The organism is Serratia bockelmannii (assembly GCF_051803255.1).
Lineage (GTDB): Bacteria > Pseudomonadota > Gammaproteobacteria > Enterobacterales > Enterobacteriaceae > Serratia > Serratia bockelmannii.
This window is the reverse complement of record NZ_CP196512.1, coordinates 2,776,681-2,800,430: the sequence shown is the minus strand read 5'-3', so window position 1 is coordinate 2,800,430 and position 23,750 is coordinate 2,776,681. Positions and strand designations below refer to the sequence as shown.

Here is a 23,750-nt window from a genome sequence, read left to right as displayed (position 1 = left end):
CCATACGTTCGTATTGAAAAGAAGGGTTTCTTAATGGGACGTCAACGCAGCATCGATCGCGACAAGGTTTTGGACACCGCCGAAGAGATCGTCGCCACCCAGGGCGCCGCCGGCTTGACCATTGACGCTGTCGCCAAAGCGATGGGGATCTCCAAGGGCGGGGTGCAGTACTGTTTCGGCAGCAAAGACGCCCTGATTGATGCCATGTTCGATCGCTGGGGCAGTGCCTATGAGACGCTGTTCGCCGCTATCGCCGGTGACGATCCTTCGCCACAGACCGGCGTGCGGGCGCATATGCTGGCGACGCAAAGCTCGGATCAGACCGCCAGCGCCAAGGCCGCCGGGCTAATGGCGACGCTGATTCAAACGCCGGAGCATCTGGTGAGCACGCGTGAATGGTATCGCAGCCGCATCGCCGGTTTGGATTTGACGACGGAAGAAGGCAAGCGCGCGCGGCTGGCGTTTCTCGCCACCGAAGGCGCCTTTATGCTGCGTTACTTTGGTTTGATGGATATCGACCAGGCGGAATGGGAAACGATGTTCACCGATATGCAGGCGTTGATTTTAACTGAGGGTGCCTATCGCACTGATAGCTAGTAAAGCCCGCAGTGAAAGGCGTATGTTTATCGTACAAGATATTCCCTCGAAGAACTTTTTAGCCAGCCACTCCGTGCTGGCTTTTTTTTGCCTGCGGCAAGCTTCGGAGCAAAGGCCCCCTGAGTGCAGGGGGCTCCGGACATTACTTGCGCGCGTCCAACAGTTGCTGGGCATTCTCTGCGGTAACGACGGTCCACGGAATGTAGTAATGCTTCTGCGTGCCGCCCTCCCATTTCAGATCCTTGGCATACTGCTTCCAGATGTCCGACTGTGGTTGATAGCTTTCACCTTTCACGGCGCGCAGCGCGACGTCGATGGAACCCTGCATCTGGCCTTTGGCATCTTGCAGAATAGAGACCATTTCGCCGGCCTGCACCGCATGAATCGCGTCGGAGACGCCGTCAACGCCGGCAATCGCGAAGTCCTTCACATTCAGGCCGGCGCCTTTGATCGCTTCGATAGCGCCCAATGCCATCTCGTCGTTCTGGCCGATCACGCCGTTGATTTTACCCCGGTGCTTCTGCAGCCAGTTTTCCATCAGCGGCTGCGCTTCCGCGCGTGACCAGTTGGCCGTTTTGCGCTCAAGTACCGTGACCTGGCCGGCGCCGCACTCGGCAATCGCTTTATCGTTGCCCTTGCCGCGCTGGATCTCGCCGCTGCCGCCTTTCGGGCCTTCGATAATCACCACGTTCACCTTCTGGTTCTTGCAGTCGAGTTTGTCCAGGACGGCTTTGGCTTCCAGATACCCCCCCAACTCGTCATTAGACACCACTTCAGACGTCATCGCGTCCGTGTTCAGGCGCGCGTTGGTGACCACCACCGGGATTTTGGCTTCGTTGGCATTAGTGACGATATCGATATTGGCTTCAAAATCCATCGGGTTGACGATAATGGCATCGGCGCGCGTTTGGATAGCGGTGGCGGCCTGATCGTTTTGCACCGATGCATCATAACGCCCATCGTAGAAGGTCAGCACGGCTTCGCCGCTTTTCACCGCCGGGTGTTCCTTCCCGAACCTTTCCATCAATTGCACGAACTCGGCTTTGTTGCCGTACATCAATACCGCGATTTTTACCGGGGCGGCCTGAGCTGCCGACAGGCTACCGAGCATCATGGCAGAGGCAAACAACGCTATCTTGGTCTTATTCATGGTTTTCTCCTGGTAGAGTTGGGTCTGATGTTATTAATCGCGCTGTTGCTTACGCGATGGGTCGAGCAATACGGCAAGAACGATCAATGCGCCTTTGATAATTTGTTGGTAATACGATTGCACGCCGAGCAGATCGAGGCCGTTATTCATCACCCCGATAATTAGCACGCCGAAGAAGGTGCCGACCAGCGTACCGACGCCGCCGGCCATGCTGGTGCCACCGATCACCACCGCCGCGATGGCGTCCAGCTCATACCCTGCGCCGGCGTTGGTCTGCGCCGAACCGGTGCGTGCGGTGAGGATCAGGCCGGCGATGCCGGCCAGTGCGCCGCACAGCGTATACACCAGTATTTTGATGCGGGTGACGTTAATCCCCGAGGTGCGCGCGCTTTTCGGGTTGCCGCCGACGGCGTAGATGTAACGCCCGAAGAGGGTTTTATTCAGCACCAGCCAGGCGAGGGCGAACAGCACGATGAAGATGATGACGGGCACCGGAACGCCGCCGACATAGCCATTGCCTAACCAGCGGAAATCGCTGTTCAATTGCGATACTGGATTGCCGTTGGTGGTCAACATGGTTAACCCGCGCGCCGCGGAGAGCATGCCCATGGTGACGATAAACGGCTGCAGCCGATAACGGGCTAACACGGTGCCGTTCACCAGGCCGCAAACGATGCCGATGCCCAGCGCCACAATCAGCGGCGCCATGACGGCGGTCGCGGTGTCGCCGATAGCTAATCCGCTGTTGTTGGTGGCGAAACGGGCGGCGACGATCCCGCTTAACGCCAGCACCGAGCCCACGGAGAGATCGACGCCGGCCGTAATGATGACGAAGGTCATGCCGATCGCCAGAATGCCGTTGATCGAGACCTGGCGCAGGACGATCAGGGTGTTTTCATTGCTGAGAAAATAATTGCTGCTCCAGGCCCCCTGAGCGACCTGATATTCGCCAATCAGCGCCACGATCAGGCACAGGGCGAAAAAGGCGATGATAATGCCGTATTTGTGCATACGGCGCTTATTGCGGGTGAAAAATGAAATTCCTGGTGATAAGGAGTGGGCGCTGCTCATTTTTTTTCTCTCTCTGTTAAACCGCAAGTTTCATCAGTGCTGCCTGGGTCGCATCGGCCGCCGAAAGCTCGCCGGCCAACTGCCCGTCACGAAACACCAATATGCGATCGCTCATGCCGATAATTTCCGAAAGCTCGGAGGAAACCATGATTATCCCTTTGTTTTGCAAGGCGAACTCCGACATAAATCGGTAGATCTCTTTCTTGGCGCCGACGTCGATGCCGCGCGTCGGCTCGTCGAGCAGCAAAACCTCCGGATCCAGCAGCGCCCAACGGCCCAGCACCACTTTTTGCTGGTTGCCGCCGCTCAGGTTACCCACGGGTTGTTCGCCATCGTGGGTTTTAACGTTGAAGCGCTGGATCATGTCGCGGGTTCGCGCCTGCTCCCGTTTCTCGCTGACAAATCCCATCCGGCTGATGCCGGCAAAAGAGGCGATATTGATGTTTTCACTGACGGAACGGCACAGCACCAGGCCGGTTTCCTTGCGATCTTCCGTCACGTAGGCAATACCGCTGTCGATGGCCTTGCGCGGAGAATGGCGGTTCAGCGTCTTGTCACCCAAGCGGATCGTGCCGCTGTCGGCATGCTGAATGCCGAAGATAAGATCGAGAAACTCGCTGCGGCCCGAGCCCACCAGGCCGTAGATGCCCAGGATCTCACCGTGCTTCAGTTGCAGGCTGATATCTTTTATCTTGCTGCGCCAACACAGGTTGTTGACCTCCAGCAAGACCTCTTCACCGGGCTGATTGAATTTGGCGAACTCGCTGTCGTACTCGCCGCCAATAATGTGTTCGATCAGCTGCTCACGGGTAATGTCAGCGATATAGCCTTCATGGATATAGGCGCCGTCGCGGAAAATGGTGTAGCTGTCCGCGATTTGGAATATCTCTGACAAACGGTGGGAGACGTAGATAATGCCTTTACCTTTCGCCGCCAGCTGCTGAAGCGTCTGAAAGATTTTTTGCGCATCCTCCTCGCCAATCGCCGAGGTGGGTTCATCCATGATGATGATGTCGGCATTGGCATGCGACAGCGCTTTGGCGATCTCGACCAACTGCTGCTCGGCGACGCTCAGGTTGCGCATTTTCTCTCGGGCGTCGATCTTGAAATCGAGTTCCTTGAGCAAGCTGGTGGTGCGTTGATTGAGCGTCGCGAAGTCGACGAACCCCAGGCGCCTCGGCTCGCGGCCCAGCCAAATGTTTTCGGCCACCGTCAGATCCGGGATCGCGCTCAGTTCCTGCTGCACGATGGCGATGCCGGCGTTGAGGGCTTCCCGGGGATGATGAAATTCACAGCGTTGGCCATTGATAAAAATGTCGCCGCCATCGGGTTGAATAAAGCCCATCAGAATGCTGAGAAAGGTGGATTTACCCGCGCCGTTGCCGCCGCACAGGGCATGGATGGATCCACGCCGCAGGCAAAACTCCGCATTCTTGAGCGCCACGACTGGGCCAAAAGCTTTCCTGACGCCGCTGACCTCCAGCAGGTAGGCGGGCGCTTGCGTCTGGGGATCTCGCGTCACAGTTGCACCTCCGGATAGGTCTGCTGTAAGCGTTGCAGGTACCGTTGATAAAGCGTCTCGTATTGCGCCTGTCTGTCAGCATGTGGCCGTGTGCGCGTGGCCTCATCCAGCGCAACGAAACGCTGGCACAGTTCGGCCAGCAACGCGCCGGCGTTCCGCTGCGGATCGTCGGCCAACGTCGTCGCCCACATTGCCTGAATGGCGCCGCCCAGCGCGGCGGTCTCTTTGGCTTTCAGACAGACTACCGGGCACCCCATCACGTCCGCGACGATTTGTCGCCAGGCGGCGCTGCGGGCGCCGCCGCCGGTGAGGCGGATCTCGCGCGCTTCAATGCCCTGACGGCGAAACAGCTCGATGCCATAGCGCAACCCATACGTAGCGCTTTCGACTACCGCCAGGCAGAGATTGGCACGGGTAAAATTGTCGCTATCGAGGTTATGCAGACTGGCGCGCGCGTGGGGCAACGGCGGAACACGTTCGCCATTGAAGAACGGCAGCATCTCGACACCGCCTGCGCCGGGCGGGGCCTGCGCCAATAAACTGTTAAAGCCGGCAAGGTCTTCGTCCAGCAGCGTTTGTACCGCAGTGGTGGCCGAGGTGACATTCATGGTGCAAATCAATGGCAGCCACCCATTGGTGCTGGAGCAGAAGCCGGCAATCATGTCCGATTCCGCCGTGACGGGGGCGGCAGACCAGGCGAATAGCGTGCCGGAGGTGCCCAGACTCAGGGTGAGGGTGCCGGCCTCGATGTTGCCGGAACCGATGGCCGCCATCATGTTGTCGCCGCCGCCGGTCGATACCCGAACTGTCGGGCCGAGGCCGAGTTTTTCCGCGGCGGCGGGGCGCACCGTGCCGATGCAGCATTCCGCGCTTTTGAGCGGCGGCAGGGCTTGCCACAGGCGGCCGCTGTCGTCGATGAGATCGACCGCGGTTTTGCTCCAGCGACGGGTGCGTACATCGAACAACCCGGTGCCGGAAGCGTCGCCATATTCCGCTACGCGCTCCCCGGTCAGCCAGAAGTTCAAATAATCATGAGGCAACAACACGGTGTGCAGTTTTGCCCAGAGCGCCGGATGGTGTGTCTTGAACCAAAGGATTTTTGACGCGGTATAACCGGTGGCGATCCGCAAGCCGAGTGTTTCCAGCGAGCCGTTGGCTCCGCCGAGCTGTTGCAGGAGCCGTTCGTTTTCCTCTGCGGTTTCGGTATCGCACCACAGCTTGACGCTGTGCAGCACGTTGCCGTCTGCGTCCAGTGGCACAAACCCATGTTGTTGGCCCGAGACCCCCAGAGCATGAATCTCCCGTGCATCAACGCCGGCGTTAGTCACGGCTTGGCGAAAAGCGATGACTAACGCCTCAATCCACCAGTCGGCCTCTTGTTCGCGCCGGCCATTGGCTTGGCTGATGAGACGGTGAGGGGCGTTGCCCTCACCGAGGATCACGCCCTGTGTGCTGTCGACAATCACGACTTTCGTGCCTTGCGTACCGCAGTCTATGCCAGCATAGAGCGCCATAGGATCACTCCATTTCCAGCATGATTTTGATGTCCGAGGCATGTCCTGCCGCCGCGCGCTCGAAAGCGGCTACGCTGTCGGAAAACTTGTAGGTTTGGCTTATCAACGGCTGGACGCGCAATTTGCCGCTGCTCAACAGCCGCAGCGTGCGCGGGTACATGTTGGCGTAGCGGAAAATGGTCTTGAAGGTGATTTCCTTGGCCTGCGCGGCGACGATATCTATCGGCGCGGCATCGATCGGCATGCCGACCAGTACGGCGGTCGCCCCGGGCGCCGCATGCTCGGCCAGCGTAGCGATAGCCGGTTTGGCGCCGCTGCATTCAAACACGACATCGGCGCCATTGCCGCTGGTGAGCGCGGCCACTTTCCCCGCCAGGTCGCCGGTTTTGATATTGACGGCGTGCAGCCCCTCATAACTGGCCGCCACGGCGAGTTTTTCGTCAAACAGGTCGCAGATAATGACGTCCGAACAGCCGCCCGCCAGCGCCGCGAGGGCGGTGACCACGCCGATCGGCCCGGCGCCGATCACCAGTGCGATATCGCCGGGTTTGATCCCGGCTTTGGTGGCCGCTTGCATGCCGATGGCTAAGGGTTCCACCATGGCGCCCTCAGCGAAACTGACGTTGTCCGGCAATTTGAACGTGAAGGCGGCGGGGTGGATGACGGTTTCGCGCAGGCAGCCGTGCACCGGTGGCGTCGCCCAGAAGCGAACGGCCGGGTCCAGGTTGTAAATCCCGGCGCGCGTCTGCGCCGAGTTGAGATCGGGAATGCCGGGCTCCATGCAAACGCGATCGCCGATGCTGAGGTGAGTGACGTTTTTACCGGTCGCGAGCACCACGCCGGAGGCTTCATGGCCGAGCACCATCGGGGCGTTAACCACGAACGGGCCAATGCGGCCATGTTGGTAATAGTGCACATCGCTGCCGCAGATGCCCACGGAATGAATTTTTATCTGCACATCATCGGGCCCCAGCGTTTCGGCAAGCTGGACGTCCTCGATAGCGATTTCCCCCGCTTTGGCCAACACTAATGCTTTCATATTGCCTCCTGGTGAATCATTTTTATGGTAACGATATCATTTCAATGCGGTGATAGTGGGCTAAAGCGGGGGGTTAAACTGTGATCGATGTTGGAATTACTCGACGGGAGTTAATTTTGCTGGTGGGTTGTTATTCAATATAGGGATGAAGATCACAAAATCGGCGATGCAATGACGGTTTTAATATCAGCATGCTGATATCGATACCGTTACTTTGCAGGGGAAATGATGAACAAACAACAACGTGCCATAGCCGCTACGCTGGAATACTTGCGTGAGGCGGACATTGTTTTGACTGAGGAAGAACAGCAACGTATTGAAATTGCGACGTTTGGCTTGGCTGACTATCCCGTCTCAGGGCTGCAACTGCTGACCTATGTCAACTCACCTCGGTATTGCGCGAAAGAGCTGGTGCTGTTTCCTGGTCAGACTTGCCCGGAACATTTACATCCTCCCTTTGCCGGCACACCCGGCAAGCAAGAGACGTTCCGTTGCCGTTGGGGAGAGGTGTTTTTGTTTGTCGATGATGAAAACCTGACGCTTAATGATGCCGGCGGCGAACCGGTATGTCGGGTGCCAGAGGGCGCAGAACCTTGGTACACCTGCAATCGCTATATTCTCTTGCGGCCTGGCGAACAATACACCATCGCACCCAATACCCGGCACTGGTTTCAGGCTGGAAAGCGGGGCGCAGTGGTGTCCGAGTTCTCTTCCGAGAGCCGTGACGAGCTGGATATCTTTACCGATCCCCGGATTAACCGCCTGGCAGGCGTAAACCATTAGCGCCACGATGAAAGTTCTGTCATGATGTTGCCAATGGTACAAAATGATACTTTAAGCTAAGGAGCTGCATTTGGCAGTGGGTCGAGGACGGAAAGCGACGCTGGCTAGCGTGGCCGCACAGGCAAACGTCAGTAAAATCACCGCGTCGCGGGCATTTTCACAGCCGGACAAGGTTCATCCGGAAACGCTGCGCCGCATTCGGGAGACGGCTGCCGAACTCGGTTATGTGGTCAATGCCGCGGCGCGCAACCTGCGGGCGAAAAGCAGCAGAACCATTGGCATCGTCAACCCGGATATGGCCAACCCGTTCTTTGGCGGCCTGACACGCCTGATGACGCTTGAAGCGCAAAAAATGGGGTACGACACCCTGGTGTTCGACTCCTATGAGTCTCAGGAAAGCGAAGACAGAATCATCGACAAACTGATTGGCTACAACGTCGATGCGATCATTCTCTCGGTCATTTCCAACGATCATCTGTACCAGCCTTCCTATCTAAAACGGTTGGAAACATTGAATATCCCGGTGGTGCTGATCGACCGGGAACTGGACAATCGCCACTGCAGCGGCGTGTATATCGATAACCTGGACTGCGGTCTCCAGGCGGGGCGCTGGCTTTTGGAACAGAAAGCGCAGCGGGTGGTGGTGGTGTCCGGACCGGAGAACTCCAACGTTGCACGGGACAGGGTCACAGGGCTGCAGGCGGCGTTGCAAGGGAAAGTGGCGTCGTTTGAAGTGCTGTATGCCGATTTCTTTATGGACGTCGCCTGGCAAGAGACGAGCCGCTGGCTGGCCAATCACCGCGCGCCGGACTTTTTCGTCGGCTGCAATAACCAGATCTCGCTGGGCATTATCAAGGCCTGTATCGAACATCGGCTGCCGTTGATGCAGGACGTGTCGCTGTTCAGCATCGATGAGGTTTCGCATGCCGAGATCTACGGTTTCCATTTCCCTTGCGTGTCGCATGATTTGCAAGAGATCGCCTGGCAAGCCTTGAATCTGGCGATCCGTCGTATTGCCGACCCCGAGATCAAGCCGGGCAAAGTGGTGGTGCGAGGAAAACTCGTCGCGTAACGGCGCCGCCGTTCGCCTTATCCGTCATTTTTCAGCGTGTTGCGCTGTTTTTGGCTCATCTCGCCCGGCGGGACGGATGAGCAGCCACAAACCGCTTCCTGCCGTCGCCGCGCCTAGCAGCATGGGCCAGGAAAGGGGTTCATTGAACATTAACCCGGCCCAGCAGAAGGTAACGAAGGGGCTGAGAAACAGCAGGCTCGTCACGCGCAGCGCAGAAGTGAGCTTTAGACACAACCAGTACAGGCCGTAACCGGCCAGCGTCGCCAGTAGCGCGTTCCAAAGCACGCCGATCGCAAACCCCGTCGTTACCGTGGGCAGCAGCGGGCCTTCATTGCCGGCCAGCGCGGCGAAAGCCTGCGCCGAAACCGCGCTTTGTATCCCCAGCGAGGCCGGCAAACTCATTGCGTGCGCCCGCGGCAGCCGTTCCTGCCACAGGGTTGCCAGCGCGAGCGAGAGCATCCCCGCCAGCGGCAACAGGTAACTCCACAATGGGGCTTCTCCCCATGAGATGGCGCTGCCGGTCGCCAGCGTTACCCCGCTAACCCCCAAGGTTAAGCCGGACCAAACGCGACCATCGGGCAGACGGCGTTGCAACAGCATGCTCAGCAGCGCGGTGCCGAGAGGGAGCAAATCGGCGATGAGTGCGGCCAACCCGGCCGGCACGCCATATTCGATGCCTTTGCTGACGCCGGCCAGGTAACCGGTCATGGCGAGCAACCCAATCCCGGCGTGAACCGCTATCGTCAGAGGAGATGCACGCCTGATGGCGTTCAGACTAAACGGCAGCAACGCGAGAGCGACGACCACGCAGCGCCAGAACGCCACCAGCAACACCGGCGCGTAATCGGCGGCGAAGCGGATGCCGACGAAACCGGAGCTCCAGGCCACGATCAGCAGAACCTCGGCCGCAGCCAGCCAGAGGGCGGCTTTGCCGCGATGTTTGCCGCCGTGGGACGAGGGGCGAAATGATGGCAGGGACATGATGGTCACCTCCTTTCCGCCCGATGGTAGTGTGTGGCTATAATTTAATAAATCGAATAATTTTCGTTCAGTTGTTTAATGGAGTTAAATCATGCGGCCGACATTGGATATCGATCTCTTGCGCACTTTTCACGCCATTGCACGTTTGGGGCAATTTCGCGCGGCGGCGGCATTTGTCAATCGCAGCCCCGCCGCCGTGAGCGTGCATATCCAGCGCCTGGAACAGGTGGTGGGCGGCCGCCTGCTGGAGCGTGACAATCAGGCCGTGGTGCTGACGCCGCTGGGAAGCAAGCTGCTGGCATCGACGCTCGGGCTGCTGAGCGCCCATGACGATATTCTGCGGGAACTGCAGGGCGCGCCGCTAAGCGGCCATATCAAATTGGGATTGCCTGATGAGTACGCTTCTCATGTGATACGCCATATTTTGCCGCGGTTTGCCGACAGTTTCCCCGCGGTGGAGCTGGAGGTCTCTACCGCTGCCAGTCAGGCGCTGGTGGAACAAATTGGCCGTAATCGGCTGCATCTTGCGCTGGTGGTTCAACCCTCAAAGAGACAGTGTCAGACACCGCTCGCGGTGACAGTACCAGTGTGGGTTGGAGGCCGTTCGCTGGCGCTGCAGGCTAACCGGCCGCTGCCGCTGGCATTGCATGCCGCCGATTGCCCTTATCGTGAGGCTATGATCGATGCATTGACCAGGGCGGGAAGGCATTGGCGAGTGGTTGTGAGCAGCCCTTCGGCCAGCGTGGTGGCGGCTGCCATCGAGGCAGGATTGGCCGTCACGCTGCTTGACCGCGCACGGGTTTCGGCGGCGATGCGGATACTCGACGAATTGCCTTCGGTCGCACCACATGAAGTGCAACTGCTCCGTTCTGCCACGGCCGCCAGCCAACCGGCGGTGGCGATGCTGGAAAGCGTCATCGGTGAGTATTTACGGGGGGAAACATGAATATCGGCCGCGTGGGGAAGACGAATCGAGCATGACGGTGACGGAGAGATGTGGCTAGCGCCGGGAACGCTGTATCGCGGGGCGTTCCCGGTATTCGAGGGCTGGAGATCAGAACACCTGTTTGAACGGCTTCACCGTCACGTCGGCATAGACGCCGGCGGCGATATAGGGATCCTGCTGCGCCCAGGCCTGGGCTTCCGCCAGCGAGGCGAATTCGGCGATCACCGTTGAACCGGTAAAGCCGGCGGCGCCGGGATCGTTGCTGTCGATGGCCGGGTTAGGGCCGGCGACCACCAGGCGGCCGGCGTCGCGCAGCGCCTGCAGGCGCGCCAGGTGTGCCGGGCGCACCGCCAGACGGTTTTCCAGCGAGTTGGGGACGTCTTGCGCGTAGATCAGATAAAGCATGTTTCACCTTTAAAATCATGGCTATAAAACGGTGCTACCAAGGTAGCGCAAAAGGCGCGGCAGGGGAACGGTACGCGGCGAATTTCCCCGCGGATTGGCGCTTATGCCTTGAAGCCGCTACTTTTTATTCGTATAGTGCGGCGCGCTTAAACTGATATGCCATTGAGGTGAGGACATGACGGAACTGGTAAGGGAAAAACTCGATTTGCCGGCGGGCAAAAGTAAACTGCTGCTGCACTCTTGCTGCGCGCCCTGTTCCGGCGAAGTGATGGAAGCGATCCAGGCGTCCGGGATCGAGTACGCCATTTTCTTCTATAACCCCAACATTCACCCGCAAAAAGAGTATCTGCTGCGCAAGGAAGAGAACATCCGTTTCGCCGAGCAGCACGGGGTGCCGATTATCGATGCCGATTACGACACCGACAACTGGTTCGCCCGCGCCAAGGGGATGGAGAATGAGCCGGAGCGCGGTATCCGCTGCACCATGTGTTTCGACATGCGTTTCGAGCGCACGGCGCTGTATGCGCATGAGCATGGTTATGACACTATCTCCAGTTCGCTGGGTATCTCGCGCTGGAAGAATATGCAGCAGATCACCGACTGCGGCATCCGGGCGGCGGAAAAGTATCCCGATCTGGTGTACTGGGATTACAACTGGCGCAAGAAGGGCGGTTCGTCGCGCATGATAGAGATCAGCAAGCGCGAACGCTTCTATCAGCAGGAATACTGCGGCTGCGTCTATTCGCTGCGCGACACCAACCTGCACCGTAAGGCGCAAGGGCGACCGCTGATCAAACTGGGCGTGCTTTACTATGGTGATGAAGAATAGCGCTGACTCACCGCAATTAACCCGCTCCGGCGGGTTTTTTACTTTTTGACGCCTGGCCAAACGTTAATGAAGCGTGTCGCCCCGGCGGTAAAAAAGCAACGGCAAGGTTAATATCCTTATGAGTTTGCTGGTTTTAGCCGCGCATACTGACGATTAAAGCGATAGTTTGCCTTTCGTTATTGAATATGATTGCTATTTGCATTTAAACTTGGCGAACCAGAGGAAACAGAATCATTATGCCGCTAAAAAAGATGTTCCTTAATCGCCGTATATCCGTGCCTTTCGTCTTGTCCGTAGGCCTGCACAGCGCCCTGGTGGCGGGATTGCTTTACGCTTCGGTAAACGAAGTAGTGGAGCTGCCGAAGCCAGAGGACGCGCCGATCAGCGTCATGATGGTCAATACCGCCGCGATGGCCGAACCGCCGCCACCTGCGCCGGCCGAGCCGGAGCCGCCGCAGGTCGAACCTGAGCCGGAGCCAGAACCGGAACCTATCGTGGAGCCGCCGCCAAAGGCGATCGTGAAGCCGGAGCCGGTCAAGCCGAAACCAAAACCTAAGCCGAAGCCAAAGGTCGAAAAACAGGTCAAACCGGAGCCGAAAAAAGTCGAGCCGCGCGAACCGTCACCGTTCAACAACGATTCGCCGGCCAAGCCGATCGACAAAGCGCCGGTGAAACAGGCGCCTGCCGCGCCGGTGCAGGGCAATTCGCGCGAGGTCGTGCCGAAGGCGTTGGTGCAGTCCAAACCGATGTATCCGCCGCGCGCGCTGGCCTTACAGATTGAAGGCAGTGTTAGGGTCCAGTTTGATGTCGACAGCGATGGTCGCTTGAGTAACGTGCGTATCTTGTCGGCCGAACCGCGCAATATGTTCGAGCGCGAAGTGAAGCAGGCGCTACGCAAATGGCGCTATGAAGCCAAAGAAGCGAAAGACCTCATCGTCAACATTCGCTTCAAGCTGGATGGCTCGACCGAATTGAACTGAGGTAGATCTGGCGACAGATATCAAGCGTGTTGATCGTTTGTCGCTTCATCTGACTACCGTCCTTGACTTCCTCGCCCGATGCCTGGGCGAGGAAGCTATCCAGACCTGATAATTCACGTTGATTGTTTTACGTGGACGTCCTCTTTTGTCCTACCGCAATGCCAAATTTATCCTCATAAATATTCGCAATCTGCCGGCAAACTTCACCGTTCTCATAGCAATACTTTTACATGTCTGTTGAAAAACATTCATTTTCATCAGGTTATGAGTTTTTTTGACATGGATACGCAGGTTTTAAATTTATTCCTGTCGTGATTATGCGCCAAGTCTGGGTGAAAAATAATCAATGGTAAACATTTAATATGTAATTCAGGTTTACAATAGAGGGGTGATTTGCTTGAATGCGGAGCGAGATTTGTCACTACGCCCGCTAAGCCGACGACCACTGCATTGTTCGTCGGTGAGCGAGGGAAGGTGCGGTCTCAAACAGCCACTCAGATCAGTGAAGTCTCCGTTAATCTGTGTGACAGAACGGGGGCTGTCTGATGGGGCTGTCACTGCGAATAACATCAGGATGAAAATATGAGCTGGACGATTGATAAAGTGAAAGTGCTGTTTAATAAGCCTTTGTTGGATTTGCTCTATGATGCGCAAAAGGTGCATCGTCAACATTTTGATCCGCTGGAAATACAAATGAGCACTTTGCTGTCTGTTAAAACAGGAGGGTGCCCAGAGGACTGCAAATATTGTTCGCAAAGCGCAAGGTATAAAACAGGATTGCGGGCAGAAAAGTTGTTGCAGGTAGAAAAAGTCTTACAGTCAGCCCGTACAGCGAAAGAGGCTGGCTCCTCGAGATTTTGCATGGGAGCGGCCTGGAGTAATCCTCACGAACGCGATATGCCTTATTTGGAGGAGATGGTCAGAGGGGTTAAGGCGTTGGGGTTGGAAACCTGCATGACGCTGGGAAAACTGACTGATTCTCAGGTCGAGCGATTGGCTAACGTTGGCTTAGACTACTATAGCCACAATCTGGATACCTCTCCCGAATATTATGGCAGCATCATCACAACCCGCACTTATCAGGATAGATTAACGACGATCGATAAAGTCAGGGCGGCCGGCATCAAGGTCTGCTCCGGTGGAATATTGGGTCTAGGTGAAAGTAACCTAGACCGGATAGGTCTGCTTTTGCAATTGGCCAACCTGTCTAAAGCGCCGGAAAGTGTGCCCATTAACATGCTGGTCAAGGTGGCGGGCACCCCCCTGGAAGACAGTGAGCCGGTGGATGCCTTTGACTATATCCGCGTCATTGCCGTTGCCAGAATCATGATGCCTACCTCCTACGTGCGCATCGCGGCAGGGCGCGAGAAAATGAATGAGCAAATGCAGGCCATGTGTTTTATGGCGGGGGCCAATTCAATTTTCTATGGATGCAAATTGTTAACGGCAACGAATCCCGATGAGGATCAGGATATGAAATTGATACGGAAGTTGGGTCTGAAAACACAAAAAGTGCGCCAATCACTGACAGACGAGGAAGAGGGCGCTTCATTGCTGAAAGACGTAATGACTATGGATGATGAGAAGTATTATCAGGTTATTTGATGCGGCATTTAAATATGCCCACGGATAAAGCGTCAAGCCAACAGCAGTATGCTGTTGGCTTCAATCATCTTATTCTTCGAAACCGACGCGGAAATTCATTTTGCCCTCAGGCAGCGCGCGCGAGTTGCCTTCCGCATCGACCGCCACATAGGTGAACACCGCTTCGGTCGCCCGGTAACGCTGGCCGATCGGGGCGGAAGAAACTTTCTTTACCCACACTTCGATATTGATGGTGATCGAGCTGCGTCCGGTGCGGATACAGTGCGCATAGCAGCAAACCACGTCGCCTACCGCCACCGGTTTCAGGAAGGTCATGCCGTCTACGCGCACCGTCACCACGCGCCCCTCGGCGATCTCTTTTGCCTGGATGGCGCCGCCGATGTCCATTTGCGACATCAGCCAGCCGCCGAAAATATCGCCGTTGGCATTGGTATCGGCCGGCATTGCCAGCGTGCGCAGCACCAGCTCGCCGCTGGGTAAAGGTCGTTGTTGTGTCATAGCAGTCTGCTTTTAAAAGGAAGGGATAACATCATACTGCCCGCGGCAAATGCCGCAGGCATTAACAATTTTGTAACTATTTTGTTTCTTCTGCCGGTACGTGCCGGTATTTGTAACTATTTTTTCTGTTCTTCCGGCATGTGCCGGTAAATATAGATACCGCTGAGGAGGGTGAAGACCAGCGTCAGTACCGTCAGGCCAAAGACTTTGAAATTGACCCAGACGCTTTGCGGCAGCCAGAAGGCGACATAGATGTTCGCCAGGCCGCAGGCCAGGAAGAAGATCGCCCAGGCCAGGTTAAGGTTGCTCCACACTTTGTCCGGCAGCGTCAGCTCTTTACCCAGCATGCGCTGAACCAGCGGTTTTTTGAGCACCCATTGGCTGATCAGCAGCGCCAGCGCGAACAGCGCGTAAATCACCGTGACCTTCCATTTGATGAACAAATCGTTGTGGAACACCAGCGTCAGGGTGCCGAATACCAGCACCATCAGGAAGGTGATCAACGTCATCTTCTCGACCTTGCGGTATTTCACCCAGGTGAACACCAGCGCCAGCGCGGTGGCGACAATTAACGCGCCGGAAGCAACGTAAATGTCGTACAGCTTGTAAAACGCGAAAAAGACAATTAACGGGAGGAAATCAAGAAACTGCTTCATAAATCAATCCATCATCTGTTCATCGGCCGACTATACCGGATTCGGCGAGCTCTGTGTACCGCCGGGCGTTGCCGATTATCGGCGTTTGGCCGGCGGATTTCTGCCGCGAAAGCAGGAATTTGCATAAACTTACGCAAGAAAGTGCCGGTACATTGCCAGCGCGGGCCGCAGGCCGCATAGTAAGTGTCATAATAACCAGATAATTTACCGCGGAAAACAAGCATGCAGTGGAAATCTCTCCAGGCCCTGACGCCTGGTTTGACGCATTTATTGGGCTATCAACGCAGTTGGCTCAAGCCGGATATTCGCGCCGGCCTTTCCGTCGCCGCCGTCGCCCTCCCGGTGGCCATCGCCTACGCCGAACTGGCCGGGGTCAGCCCGGTGGTGGGGCTCTACTCCTGTATCTTGCCGATGATGGCCTACGCGCTGTTCGGCTCGTCGCGCCAGCTGATCGTCGGGCCCGACGCTGCCACCTGCGCGGTGATCGCCGCAGTGGTGACGCCGCTGGCAGCGGGCAATATGGAACGCCATTGGCAACTGACCATTATGATGACCGCCATGATGGGCGGCTGGTGCCTGCTGGCCAGCCGGTTCAAGCTGGGGGCGCTGGCGGATTTGCTGTCGCGGCCGATCCTCAGTGGGCTGCTGAACGGGGTGGCGATCACTATTATTGTCGATCAGATCGGCAAGGTGTTGGGGTTTACGATGCGCCCGGCACAGCTGATCGAGCGCATCTACGCGCTGCCCGGTAACCTGCTGCACAGCGACTGGCTGACGATGGCGGTGTCGTTGCTGACGCTGGTGACGCTGCTCGGATTTAAAAAATGGCGGCCTAACTGGCCGGCGCCGCTGTTCGCTATCGTGCTGGCGGCGTTCGTGACCTGGGCGGGCGGCCTGCAGCAGCATGGCGTGGTGACGGTGGGCGGTTTCAGCGGCGTGCTGCCGATCGTCCAGTGGCCGGACTTCCAGCCCGCTTTGCTGCGCGACATGGTGATCCCGGCGCTTAACCTGGCGGTGGTGAGTTTTGTCAGCATGATGCTCACCGCCCGCAGCTTCGCCGCCAAAAACGGTTATGAGGTGAACGCCGACGCCGAGTTTCGCGCGCTGGGGCTGGTGAATATCGTCTCTGCGCTGTCGCAAGGTTTCGCCATCAGCGGCGCGGATTCGCGCACCGCGGTGAATGATGCCAACGGCGGCAAGAGCCAACTGGTGTCGATCATCGCCGCCGCGGTCATTGCCTTTGTCTTGCTGTTCCTGATGGCGCCGCTGCAGTTTATTCCGGTGGCCGGGTTGGGCGTGGTGCTGATGTATGCGGCCTGGTCGCTGCTGGACATCCGCGGCATCTGGATCTTGCGCCGTCGCAACGCGCAGGCGTTCCGCCTGGCGCTGTTTACCTTCCTCAGCGTGCTGCTGGTGGGAGTGATCAGCGGCATTGGGCTGGCGGTGTTGCTGGGGCTGATGCAGTTTCTGCGCACCGTCTTCCGGCCGACGGAACAGCTGCTGGGCGTCAACGACGAAGGCATGATCCATTCCATGGGCAATAACAATGGGGTGAAGGCGGTGCCTGGCGTCATGATGTATCGCTTCAATTCGCCGCTGACCTATTTCAACGTGGCGTATTTCAAACGCCGTATTCTCAATTTGGTCGACGGCACGCCGTTCCAGCCACGTTGGGTGGTGGTGGATGCGGTGGCCAGTTTCACCCACGCCGATATCAGCGTGCTGGCGGCCATCGACGAACTGAAACGCGACCTGTTACAGCGTAACGTAAGGCTGGTGCTGGCGGGGCGCCGCACCGAGCTGACGCGTTGGTTCCGCATCAACCGCTTAGGGCGCGACAAAGAGCTGATTTTGGTGCCGGACCTGTATCTGGCCCTGAAACTGATTCAGAGTAAGGAGCAGGCGGAAGCCGCCGTGGTGGGGTAAACAAAAAAAGGGGCGCGCCGAAGCGTGCCCCTTGGTTTTTGCTTGCGCCGGCGTTAGCCGCGCAGCAGCATGTACAGACGGAACAGGTAGATCAGCAGCAGGGCAGACACCAGGTTGCTCAACGCGGTCAGTACCACGCTGGCGACGTTCGGCGTCAGCACCGACAGATGGCTCACCAAAAACAGCACCAGCAGCTTGGCCGCCAGCCACAGCATCATCGCCGGCACCAGCACGCGCGCATTGGCGAAGGCTAATTTGCTGCTCAGCTTGAGCGAAGCGAAGACGCCTTTTTTGTCGACGGAGGCGATCACCGGCGCCAGTGCGAAGGCGATAGCCATCAGCACGCCCGGCACCACAAACAGCGTCAGGCCAAGTTGGATCAGCAGGGTGCAGATAAACAGCAGCAACAACAGGCGCGGCAGATCGGGCGCCGAAGCGCCGAGCGCGCGCAGGGCGCTGGTGCGTTGCCCTTGCGACACCAGACGGATCAGCGTCAGCATCCCGCCGACCAGCAGCACGTTGCCGACCAGCGCGGAGAAGGTGGCGGCCGCCGACACTTTCAGCAACACCATCTGCTGTTCCGGCGTCATCTGCTGGATCACTTCCTGAATGCCCATGCCGGTAGAGGAAGCGAAATCGCTGGTGGTGGCAGCGAGCGTCGCCAACTGTTCGGCATCGGGGCTGAAGGCCTGATTCAGCAGCACGGAGATAAACGCCGTCAACAGCGCCAGCATCAGGATGCTGGCCAGTTGATTGCGTAAAAAGTTAAAACTGTCACGGTACAAAGCGTTGGCCGTGATAGGCATGCAGACTCCTTGGCGTCGGGAAAACAGAGATAAATCAGTGGGTGATTGTACCCTGTTCCACGCCGCTGTGGCACCCCGCGAATTGCACTACGCCTATTTCTTCAACGATCGTCGTCTCAGGCAGCGATAGCGGCAAGGGCACCGGCAAGGGGGGCAGGCCGTAGCGTTCCCGGGCGCGATCGCAGGCTTCGTTACGCAGGCCGTTTTCACCGGACTGATCGAACTCTCTGCACGGGCTGGGTCGATTGAGGTAGATCGAGCAGGACACGGCTTTGCCGATCTCGCCGTCCAGCGCGGTGCAGCGGGGGGACTTGCTGTTGGTCCCCTGCATGCAGCGCAGGAACGGGCTCAAAGGCTCCGTCAGGGAAAGGGGGACGGTGCCGCCGCCGTCTTCGGCTTCGGCCCAATAGAATGACACTCGAAAATAACCGCAGCATGCGCCGCAGCTGACACAGGGATTAAGGATTTCGCTCATCTTGATTGCCCGCCGACTCCTCACGGCACCAACCAAAACCAACACGGAAAATGAAATTACCTCAGCCGCATTTTTCTCCGCAACTGAAATTTGAACATGTAGATAATTTGCAACAAAATCGTTTTTTTGATGCAGATCAATCCTTGATTTATTAGACGGTTAGGTAACCTTGTTTTTAGTGGGATTTTAAATTTTTACACATAAGATGTGATCTCGATGGGATCACAAATACCCGAAAGTAGGTATATTCCCCCTCGAGCGATTAACCACACAAATGGAATGGATAATGAAAAAGACAACTCTGATGGTATTGGCGACGATGATGGCGCCTATGTTGGCAAGTGCGCATCAGGCCGGTGATTTCCTGTTCCGCGCGGGAACCGCGACCGTGCGTCCAAATGCGGGTTCAGACAACGTACTGGGGTTGGGCTCGCTGGATGCGAAAAACAACACCCAGCTCGGTCTGACCTTCGGTTACATGGTGACGGACAACATCGGCGTTGAGTTGTTGGCCGCAACGCCATTCCGCCACAAGGTGACGCTGGGCGGTACCGATCTGGCGACCGTTCACCAACTGCCGCCTACGCTGATGGCGCAATACTACTTCGGCGACAAGCAGGACAAACTGCGTCCTTACCTGGGCGTCGGCGTTAACTACACCACCTTCTTCGACGAGAAGTTCAACGACTACGGCAAAAGCGCCGGGTTGAGCGACCTCGATCTGAAAGATTCCTGGGGCGTGGCGGCGCAGGCCGGCCTGGATTACAACCTGGATGAGCACTGGATGCTGAACATGTCGGTGTGGTGGATGAACATCGAAACCAAAACTCGCTTCAACGATGCGAATGGTGGGCACCATAGCTTCGATACGCGTCTGGATCCGTGGGTGTTCATGTTCGGGGCGGGTTACCGCTTCTGATGAAGGCTTCAAGCAGGGAGGCGTTGCGCCTCCCTGTGTCGGTATTATTTAATCTGCATCACGTTTTCAACAGATTTCACGCCGGCTACGCCGCGTGTGACCTGCACCGCACGGTTGGCGTCATCGCTGGACGTCACGAAGCCGCTCAGCTGTACGCGCCCTTTAAAGGTTTCCACGCTAATCTCGCGTGACTTGATGTTTTTATCCGCCAGCAACGCCGATTTCACTTTGGTGGTGACCACGGTGTCATCGATATAACCGCCTGTTCCCTCTGATTTTGCCGTCGGCGCGCAAGCGCTCACCGCGACCGCCACAACGGCTGCCATGCACAAGGCCGAAAGGGTTTTAAACAGCTTCATAAATTACTCTCCATGCAATGTTATGGTTGAAATTCGCTACGGTTTTTCGCCGCAGCGAGCGCATTCCCCAAATCAAACGAAGAAATGCATAGCGAACAAAGTTCATTGTGAGACAAGACTGGGTTTTGTTCAAATTTTTGCTGTAAATAAATGGAACAAACTTTGAGGGGAAACAAGCTGTTAAAGCGAGCGCCGGCAGGGCGCTCGCTAAAGAGGATCACGCCCGGGTGGCGCGCTTCATATTGCTGACAAAGGCCGCCAGCTTAGTCAGCATCTCCGCCGGGTTGGCATGGTGCTGTTCGATGATTTTGACGATTGCCGAGCCGGAGATCGCGCCGGCGGCCCCGGCCTGCAGCGCCGCCTTCACCTGCTCGGGTTCGGAGATGCCGAAGCCCTGCAGCGGCGGCGCGGCGTGATACTCGCGCAGCTTGTTCACCAGGTGATGCAACGGCAGCTGCGCTCGGCTTTCGGTGCCGGTGACGCCGGCGCGCGACAGCAGGTAGGTGTAGCCGCGGCCGTGCGACGCGATTTCACGCAGCAGATCGTCATCGGCGTTCGGCGGGCAGATGAAGATCGGTGCGATACCGTGGCGAATGGCCGCGGCGCGGAACGGCGCAGACTCTTCAAACGGCACGTCGGCGACCAGCACCGAATCCACGCCCACTTCGGCGCAGCGTTGGTAAAACGCATCGATGCCTTTATGGAACACCAGATTGGCGTACATCAGCAGCCCAATGGGAATGGTCGGGTGCTTCTGGCGGATGGCCGCCAGCATCTCGAAGCACTGGGTCGGCGTGACGCCGGCGGCGAAAGCGCGCAGCGTCGCGCTCTGGATAGTGGGGCCATCCGCCAGCGGATCGGAGAAGGGGATGCCCAACTCCAGCGCGTCCGCACCGGCTTCGATCAGGGTGTCGATAATCTGCAGCGATAGCGTCGGATTGGGATCGCCTAACGTCACGAACGGGACGAAGGCGCCTTCCTTGCTGCTTTCCAGACGCGTGAACAGTTGCTGATAACGTTCCATCAGATTTCTCCCCGAGCTTTCAAAATGTCGTGAACGGTAAATATGTCTTTGTCGCCGCGGCCGGACAGGTTGACCACCAAGATTTGCTCTTTCTGCGGCGTTTCACGGATCATTCTCAGCGCGTGCGCCAGGGCGTGTGAGGATTCCAGCGCCGGGATAATGCCTTCATGGCGCGACAGCGCCTTGAACGCTTCCAGCGCTTCGTCGTCGGTGATCGACACGTATTCGGCGCGGCCAGTGCTGTTCAGGTAGGCGTGCTGCGGCCCGACGGATGGGAAGTCCAGCCCGGCGGAAATCGAATAGGACTCTTCAATCTGGCCTTCGTCGGTCTGCATCATCGGCGCCTTCATGCCGAAGTAGATGCCGACGTGGCCGTGCTTGAGCGGCGCGCCGTGCTGACCGGTTTCGATACCCAGGCCGGCAGGTTCCACGCCGATAAGCCCAACGTCGGCGTCATCGATAAAATCGGCGAACATGCCGATGGCGTTGGAGCCGCCGCCGACGCAGGCGATGACCGCATCCGGCAGGCGGCCTTCGCGCTCCAGCACCTGCGCTTTGGTTTCTTCGCCGATCATGCGCTGGAATTCACGCACGATGGTGGGGTACGGGTGCGGGCCGGCGGCGGTGCCGAGCATATAGTGCGCGGTTTCATAGCTGCCGGACCAGTCGCGCAACGCTTCGTTGCAGGCGTCTTTCAGGGTGGCGGAGCCGCTGTGCACCGGGATCACTTCCGCGCCCATCAGCCGCATGCGGAACACGTTCGGCGACTGGCGCTCGACGTCTTTGGCGCCCATATAGATGCGGCATTTCAGGCCGAGCAGCGCGCAGGCCAGCGCCGACGCGACGCCGTGTTGGCCTGCGCCGGTTTCCGCGATGATCTCGGTTTTGCCCATGCGCTTGGCCAGCAACGCCTGGCCCAGCACCTGGTTGGTCTTGTGTGCGCCGCCGTGCAGCAGGTCTTCACGCTTCAGATAAAGCTTGGTGTTGCTGCCGGCGGTGAGGTTTTTGCACAGCGTCAGCGCCGTCGGGCGGCCTGCGTAGTTCTTTAGCAGATCGATGAATTCCGCCTGAAACGCCGGATCGCGCTGAGCGCTGACAAAGGCTTCTTCCAGTTGTTTCAGGGCCGGCATCAGAATTTGCGGCACATACTGGCCACCAAATTCGCCGAAGTAGGGGTTAAGCAGCGTCATGAGAGTTCCCGTTATTATCCGTTATTAATGTTGAGCCGTATTCAGTAGGCGCGCAGGGTCTGGAAGACCGAGGCCAGGCGCGCGGGATCTTTGATGCCCGGTTCGCTTTCCACGCCGGAGTTGAAGTCCAGCCCGGCGCAGCCGAGCTTGGCCGCTTCGACGCAGTTGTCGGCGCGCAGGCCGCCCGCCAGCATCACGTTAGTCAGATCTTCGTCTTGCAATACCGACCAGTCGAAGCGTTGGCCGGTGCCACCGGCACCGTTGTCGAGCAGGTAGCGATCGACATACTGCAAATCGCGCGCCGGCACCCGATCTTTCACGCTAAGCGCTTTCCAGATGCGGCAATCGGCCGGCAAACGGGCGCGCAGGGCGCTGATATAAGCCTGGTCTTCCGCGCCGTGTAATTGCACCGCGTGCAGACCGAGGCGCTCAACGGTCAACGCCACGGTCTCGACCTGGGCGTCGCAGAATACGCCGACGTACTTCAGCGGCGCGCCGGAAATCACTTCGCGGGCGCGGGTGATATCCACGTAGCGCGGGGAGCGGCCGACGAAAATCAGCCCGCCGTAGATGGCGCCCGCCTGATACGCGGCGGCGGCGTCCTGTGGGCGGGTCAGGCCGCACACTTTGTTGTCGCCCAGGATCACGCGGCGCACGGCGGCGCGCAGATCGGGTTCAGACATCAGCGCGCTACCGATCAGGAAGCCGTTGGCGTAATGGCTCAGCTCGCGGATCTGCCCATAGTTGTTGATGCCCGACTCGCTGATCACCGTCACGCCATGCGGCACGCGCGGCGCCAGCTCACGGGTGCGGTTCAGGTCGATGCTCAGATCGCGCAGATCGCGATTATTGATGCCGACCACGCGCGCTTCCAGCGCGATCGCCCGCTGCAGCTCTTCTTCACTGATCACTTCGGTCAGCACGCCCATATTGAGGCTGTGGGCCACCGCGGCCAGCTGGCGGTACTGCTCGTCGGTCAACACCGACAGCATCAGCAGAATGGCGTCGGCCTGATAGTAACGCGCCAGGTAAATCTGATACGGGTCGACGATAAAGTCTTTGCACAATACCGGCTGGCTGACGGTCTTACTGACCAGCGGCAGGAAATCGAAGCTGCCCTGGAAGTATTTCTCGTCGGTCAGCACCGAGATCGCCGAGGCGAAATCTTTATAGACCGTGGCGATCTCCACCGGATCAAAGCTCTCGCGAATCAGCCCCTTGGAAGGCGAGGCCTTCTTGCATTCGAGAATGAAAGCCGTCCGGGTGCCCTGCAGCGCGTGGTAGAAGCTGCGTTCGCTCGGTACGATGTCATTCTGAAAGCCGGCCAGGGGCTGTTGCTGTTGTCGCGCCGCGATCCATTGCGCTTTGTCGCGGACAATCTTGTGTAGCACGGTTTCCTGCAT

The 23,750-nt window shown here is 58.0% G+C and carries 24 protein-coding genes; 9 read left to right on the top strand and 15 right to left on the bottom strand.

The window, feature by feature from the left end:
- The first annotated feature begins 33 nt into the window (after window positions 1–33).
- Entirely contained in the window at window positions 34–597 is a 564-nt protein-coding gene (locus ACSJLU_RS13355; protein WP_033632878.1) for a TetR/AcrR family transcriptional regulator, read from the top strand.
- A gap of 142 nt (window positions 598–739) precedes the next feature.
- On the opposite strand, the gene ACSJLU_RS13350 is transcribed toward ACSJLU_RS13355, so the two are convergent.
- The 5 genes from ACSJLU_RS13350 to ACSJLU_RS13330 form a co-directional block, all read right to left on the bottom strand.
- Window positions 740–1,747 (bottom strand): substrate-binding domain-containing protein, encoded by a 1,008-nt coding sequence (locus ACSJLU_RS13350; protein ID WP_164106195.1) that lies wholly within the window; start codon window positions 1,745–1,747, stop codon window positions 740–742.
- A gap of 33 nt (window positions 1,748–1,780) precedes the next feature.
- Window positions 1,781–2,758 (bottom strand): ABC transporter permease, encoded by a 978-nt coding sequence (locus ACSJLU_RS13345; protein ID WP_016927501.1) that lies wholly within the window; start codon window positions 2,756–2,758, stop codon window positions 1,781–1,783.
- Between the two features lie 76 nt (window positions 2,759–2,834).
- The gene (locus ACSJLU_RS13340; RefSeq protein ID WP_060433196.1) at window positions 2,835–4,340 is read right to left on the bottom strand and encodes a sugar ABC transporter ATP-binding protein; all 1,506 of its coding nucleotides are present in this window, start codon (window positions 4,338–4,340) and stop codon (window positions 2,835–2,837) included.
- Window positions 4,337–5,854: a xylulokinase gene (gene xylB, locus ACSJLU_RS13335; protein ID WP_025303063.1), complete on the bottom strand. Its 1,518-nt coding sequence runs from the start codon at window positions 5,852–5,854 to the stop codon at window positions 4,337–4,339. Before xylB ends, ACSJLU_RS13340 begins: the two co-directional genes overlap by 4 nt.
- A 4-nt stretch (window positions 5,855–5,858) precedes the next feature.
- The gene (locus ACSJLU_RS13330) at window positions 5,859–6,893 is read right to left on the bottom strand and encodes an NAD(P)-dependent alcohol dehydrogenase (RefSeq protein WP_319868842.1); all 1,035 of its coding nucleotides are present in this window, start codon (window positions 6,891–6,893) and stop codon (window positions 5,859–5,861) included.
- A 228-nt stretch (window positions 6,894–7,121) separates the two neighbouring features.
- On the opposite strand from ACSJLU_RS13330, the gene ACSJLU_RS13325 reads away from it, so the two are divergent.
- Complete coding sequence (locus ACSJLU_RS13325; protein WP_025303061.1) at window positions 7,122–7,676, top strand: D-lyxose/D-mannose family sugar isomerase; 555 nt, start codon at window positions 7,122–7,124, stop codon at window positions 7,674–7,676.
- Between the two features lie 70 nt (window positions 7,677–7,746).
- Window positions 7,747–8,748: a LacI family DNA-binding transcriptional regulator gene (locus ACSJLU_RS13320; RefSeq protein WP_025303060.1), complete on the top strand. Its 1,002-nt coding sequence runs from the start codon at window positions 7,747–7,749 to the stop codon at window positions 8,746–8,748.
- Window positions 8,749–8,772: 24 nt separating this feature from the next.
- Here ACSJLU_RS13320 and ACSJLU_RS13315 read toward each other — a convergent pair whose 3' ends face one another.
- A complete protein-coding gene (locus ACSJLU_RS13315) occupies window positions 8,773–9,729 on the bottom strand; it encodes a DMT family transporter (protein WP_342096330.1) in 957 nt (318 codons plus the stop codon).
- A gap of 91 nt (window positions 9,730–9,820) precedes the next feature.
- On the opposite strand from ACSJLU_RS13315, the gene ACSJLU_RS13310 reads away from it, so the two are divergent.
- The gene (locus tag ACSJLU_RS13310) at window positions 9,821–10,675 is read left to right on the top strand and encodes a LysR substrate-binding domain-containing protein (protein WP_141998227.1); all 855 of its coding nucleotides are present in this window, start codon (window positions 9,821–9,823) and stop codon (window positions 10,673–10,675) included.
- 108 nt (window positions 10,676–10,783) lie between these two features.
- On the opposite strand, the gene ACSJLU_RS13305 is transcribed toward ACSJLU_RS13310, so the two are convergent.
- The gene (locus ACSJLU_RS13305) at window positions 10,784–11,080 is read right to left on the bottom strand and encodes a YciI family protein (RefSeq protein ID WP_004932096.1); all 297 of its coding nucleotides are present in this window, start codon (window positions 11,078–11,080) and stop codon (window positions 10,784–10,786) included.
- 175 nt (window positions 11,081–11,255) lie between these two features.
- Between ACSJLU_RS13305 and ACSJLU_RS13300 the strand changes: the two genes are divergently transcribed.
- From ACSJLU_RS13300 to bioB, 3 genes are all read left to right on the top strand, one after another.
- The gene (locus ACSJLU_RS13300; protein WP_025303057.1) at window positions 11,256–11,909 is read left to right on the top strand and encodes an epoxyqueuosine reductase QueH; all 654 of its coding nucleotides are present in this window, start codon (window positions 11,256–11,258) and stop codon (window positions 11,907–11,909) included.
- A gap of 236 nt (window positions 11,910–12,145) precedes the next feature.
- Window positions 12,146–12,889 (top strand): TonB system transport protein TonB, encoded by a 744-nt coding sequence (gene tonB / locus ACSJLU_RS13295; RefSeq protein ID WP_049205514.1) that lies wholly within the window; start codon window positions 12,146–12,148, stop codon window positions 12,887–12,889.
- A gap of 582 nt (window positions 12,890–13,471) precedes the next feature.
- Window positions 13,472–14,494 (top strand): biotin synthase BioB, encoded by a 1,023-nt coding sequence (bioB, locus tag ACSJLU_RS13290; RefSeq protein WP_049205512.1) that lies wholly within the window; start codon window positions 13,472–13,474, stop codon window positions 14,492–14,494.
- A 69-nt stretch (window positions 14,495–14,563) separates the two neighbouring features.
- Here bioB and yciA read toward each other — a convergent pair whose 3' ends face one another.
- Both yciA and ACSJLU_RS13280 read right to left on the bottom strand, forming a co-directional pair.
- Window positions 14,564–14,992: an acyl-CoA thioester hydrolase YciA gene (yciA, locus tag ACSJLU_RS13285; protein ID WP_004932085.1), complete on the bottom strand. Its 429-nt coding sequence runs from the start codon at window positions 14,990–14,992 to the stop codon at window positions 14,564–14,566.
- 116 nt (window positions 14,993–15,108) lie between these two features.
- A complete protein-coding gene (locus ACSJLU_RS13280; RefSeq protein ID WP_016927511.1) occupies window positions 15,109–15,648 on the bottom strand; it encodes a septation protein A in 540 nt (179 codons plus the stop codon).
- Between the two features lie 222 nt (window positions 15,649–15,870).
- On the opposite strand from ACSJLU_RS13280, the gene ACSJLU_RS13275 reads away from it, so the two are divergent.
- Entirely contained in the window at window positions 15,871–17,574 is a 1,704-nt protein-coding gene (locus ACSJLU_RS13275; RefSeq protein WP_197790918.1) for a SulP family inorganic anion transporter, read from the top strand.
- A 53-nt stretch (window positions 17,575–17,627) separates the two neighbouring features.
- On the opposite strand, the gene ACSJLU_RS13270 is transcribed toward ACSJLU_RS13275, so the two are convergent.
- Both ACSJLU_RS13270 and ACSJLU_RS13265 read right to left on the bottom strand, forming a co-directional pair.
- Window positions 17,628–18,380 (bottom strand): YciC family protein, encoded by a 753-nt coding sequence (locus ACSJLU_RS13270; protein WP_016927513.1) that lies wholly within the window; start codon window positions 18,378–18,380, stop codon window positions 17,628–17,630.
- A gap of 34 nt (window positions 18,381–18,414) precedes the next feature.
- Window positions 18,415–18,855 carry a YkgJ family cysteine cluster protein gene (locus tag ACSJLU_RS13265; RefSeq protein WP_025303054.1) on the bottom strand — a complete coding sequence of 147 codons (441 nt, stop codon included), beginning with the start codon at window positions 18,853–18,855 and terminating at the stop codon, window positions 18,415–18,417.
- A gap of 286 nt (window positions 18,856–19,141) precedes the next feature.
- Here ACSJLU_RS13265 and ompW point away from each other — a divergent pair, with 286 nt between their 5' ends.
- The gene (gene ompW / locus ACSJLU_RS13260; protein ID WP_016927514.1) at window positions 19,142–19,774 is read left to right on the top strand and encodes an outer membrane protein OmpW; all 633 of its coding nucleotides are present in this window, start codon (window positions 19,142–19,144) and stop codon (window positions 19,772–19,774) included.
- Between the two features lie 44 nt (window positions 19,775–19,818).
- Here the strand turns inward: ompW and ACSJLU_RS13255 are convergent, their stop codons facing one another.
- The 4 genes from ACSJLU_RS13255 to trpCF all read right to left on the bottom strand — a co-directional run bounded on the left by ACSJLU_RS13255 (window position 19,819) and on the right by trpCF (window position 23,750).
- On the bottom strand, window positions 19,819–20,133 hold the full coding sequence (locus tag ACSJLU_RS13255; RefSeq protein ID WP_025303053.1) for a BON domain-containing protein: 315 nt from the start codon (window positions 20,131–20,133) through the stop codon (window positions 19,819–19,821).
- Window positions 20,134–20,350: 217 nt separating this feature from the next.
- The gene (gene trpA, locus ACSJLU_RS13250) at window positions 20,351–21,157 is read right to left on the bottom strand and encodes a tryptophan synthase subunit alpha (RefSeq protein ID WP_025303052.1); all 807 of its coding nucleotides are present in this window, start codon (window positions 21,155–21,157) and stop codon (window positions 20,351–20,353) included.
- Window positions 21,157–22,347, bottom strand: coding sequence for a tryptophan synthase subunit beta (trpB, locus tag ACSJLU_RS13245; protein WP_025303051.1), 1,191 nt, complete (start codon window positions 22,345–22,347; stop codon window positions 21,157–21,159). The genes trpA and trpB overlap by 1 nt, the downstream gene beginning before the upstream one ends.
- A 41-nt stretch (window positions 22,348–22,388) precedes the next feature.
- Window positions 22,389–23,750, bottom strand: a complete 1,362-nt coding sequence (trpCF, locus tag ACSJLU_RS13240) for a bifunctional indole-3-glycerol-phosphate synthase TrpC/phosphoribosylanthranilate isomerase TrpF (protein WP_099817284.1) — start codon at window positions 23,748–23,750, stop codon at window positions 22,389–22,391.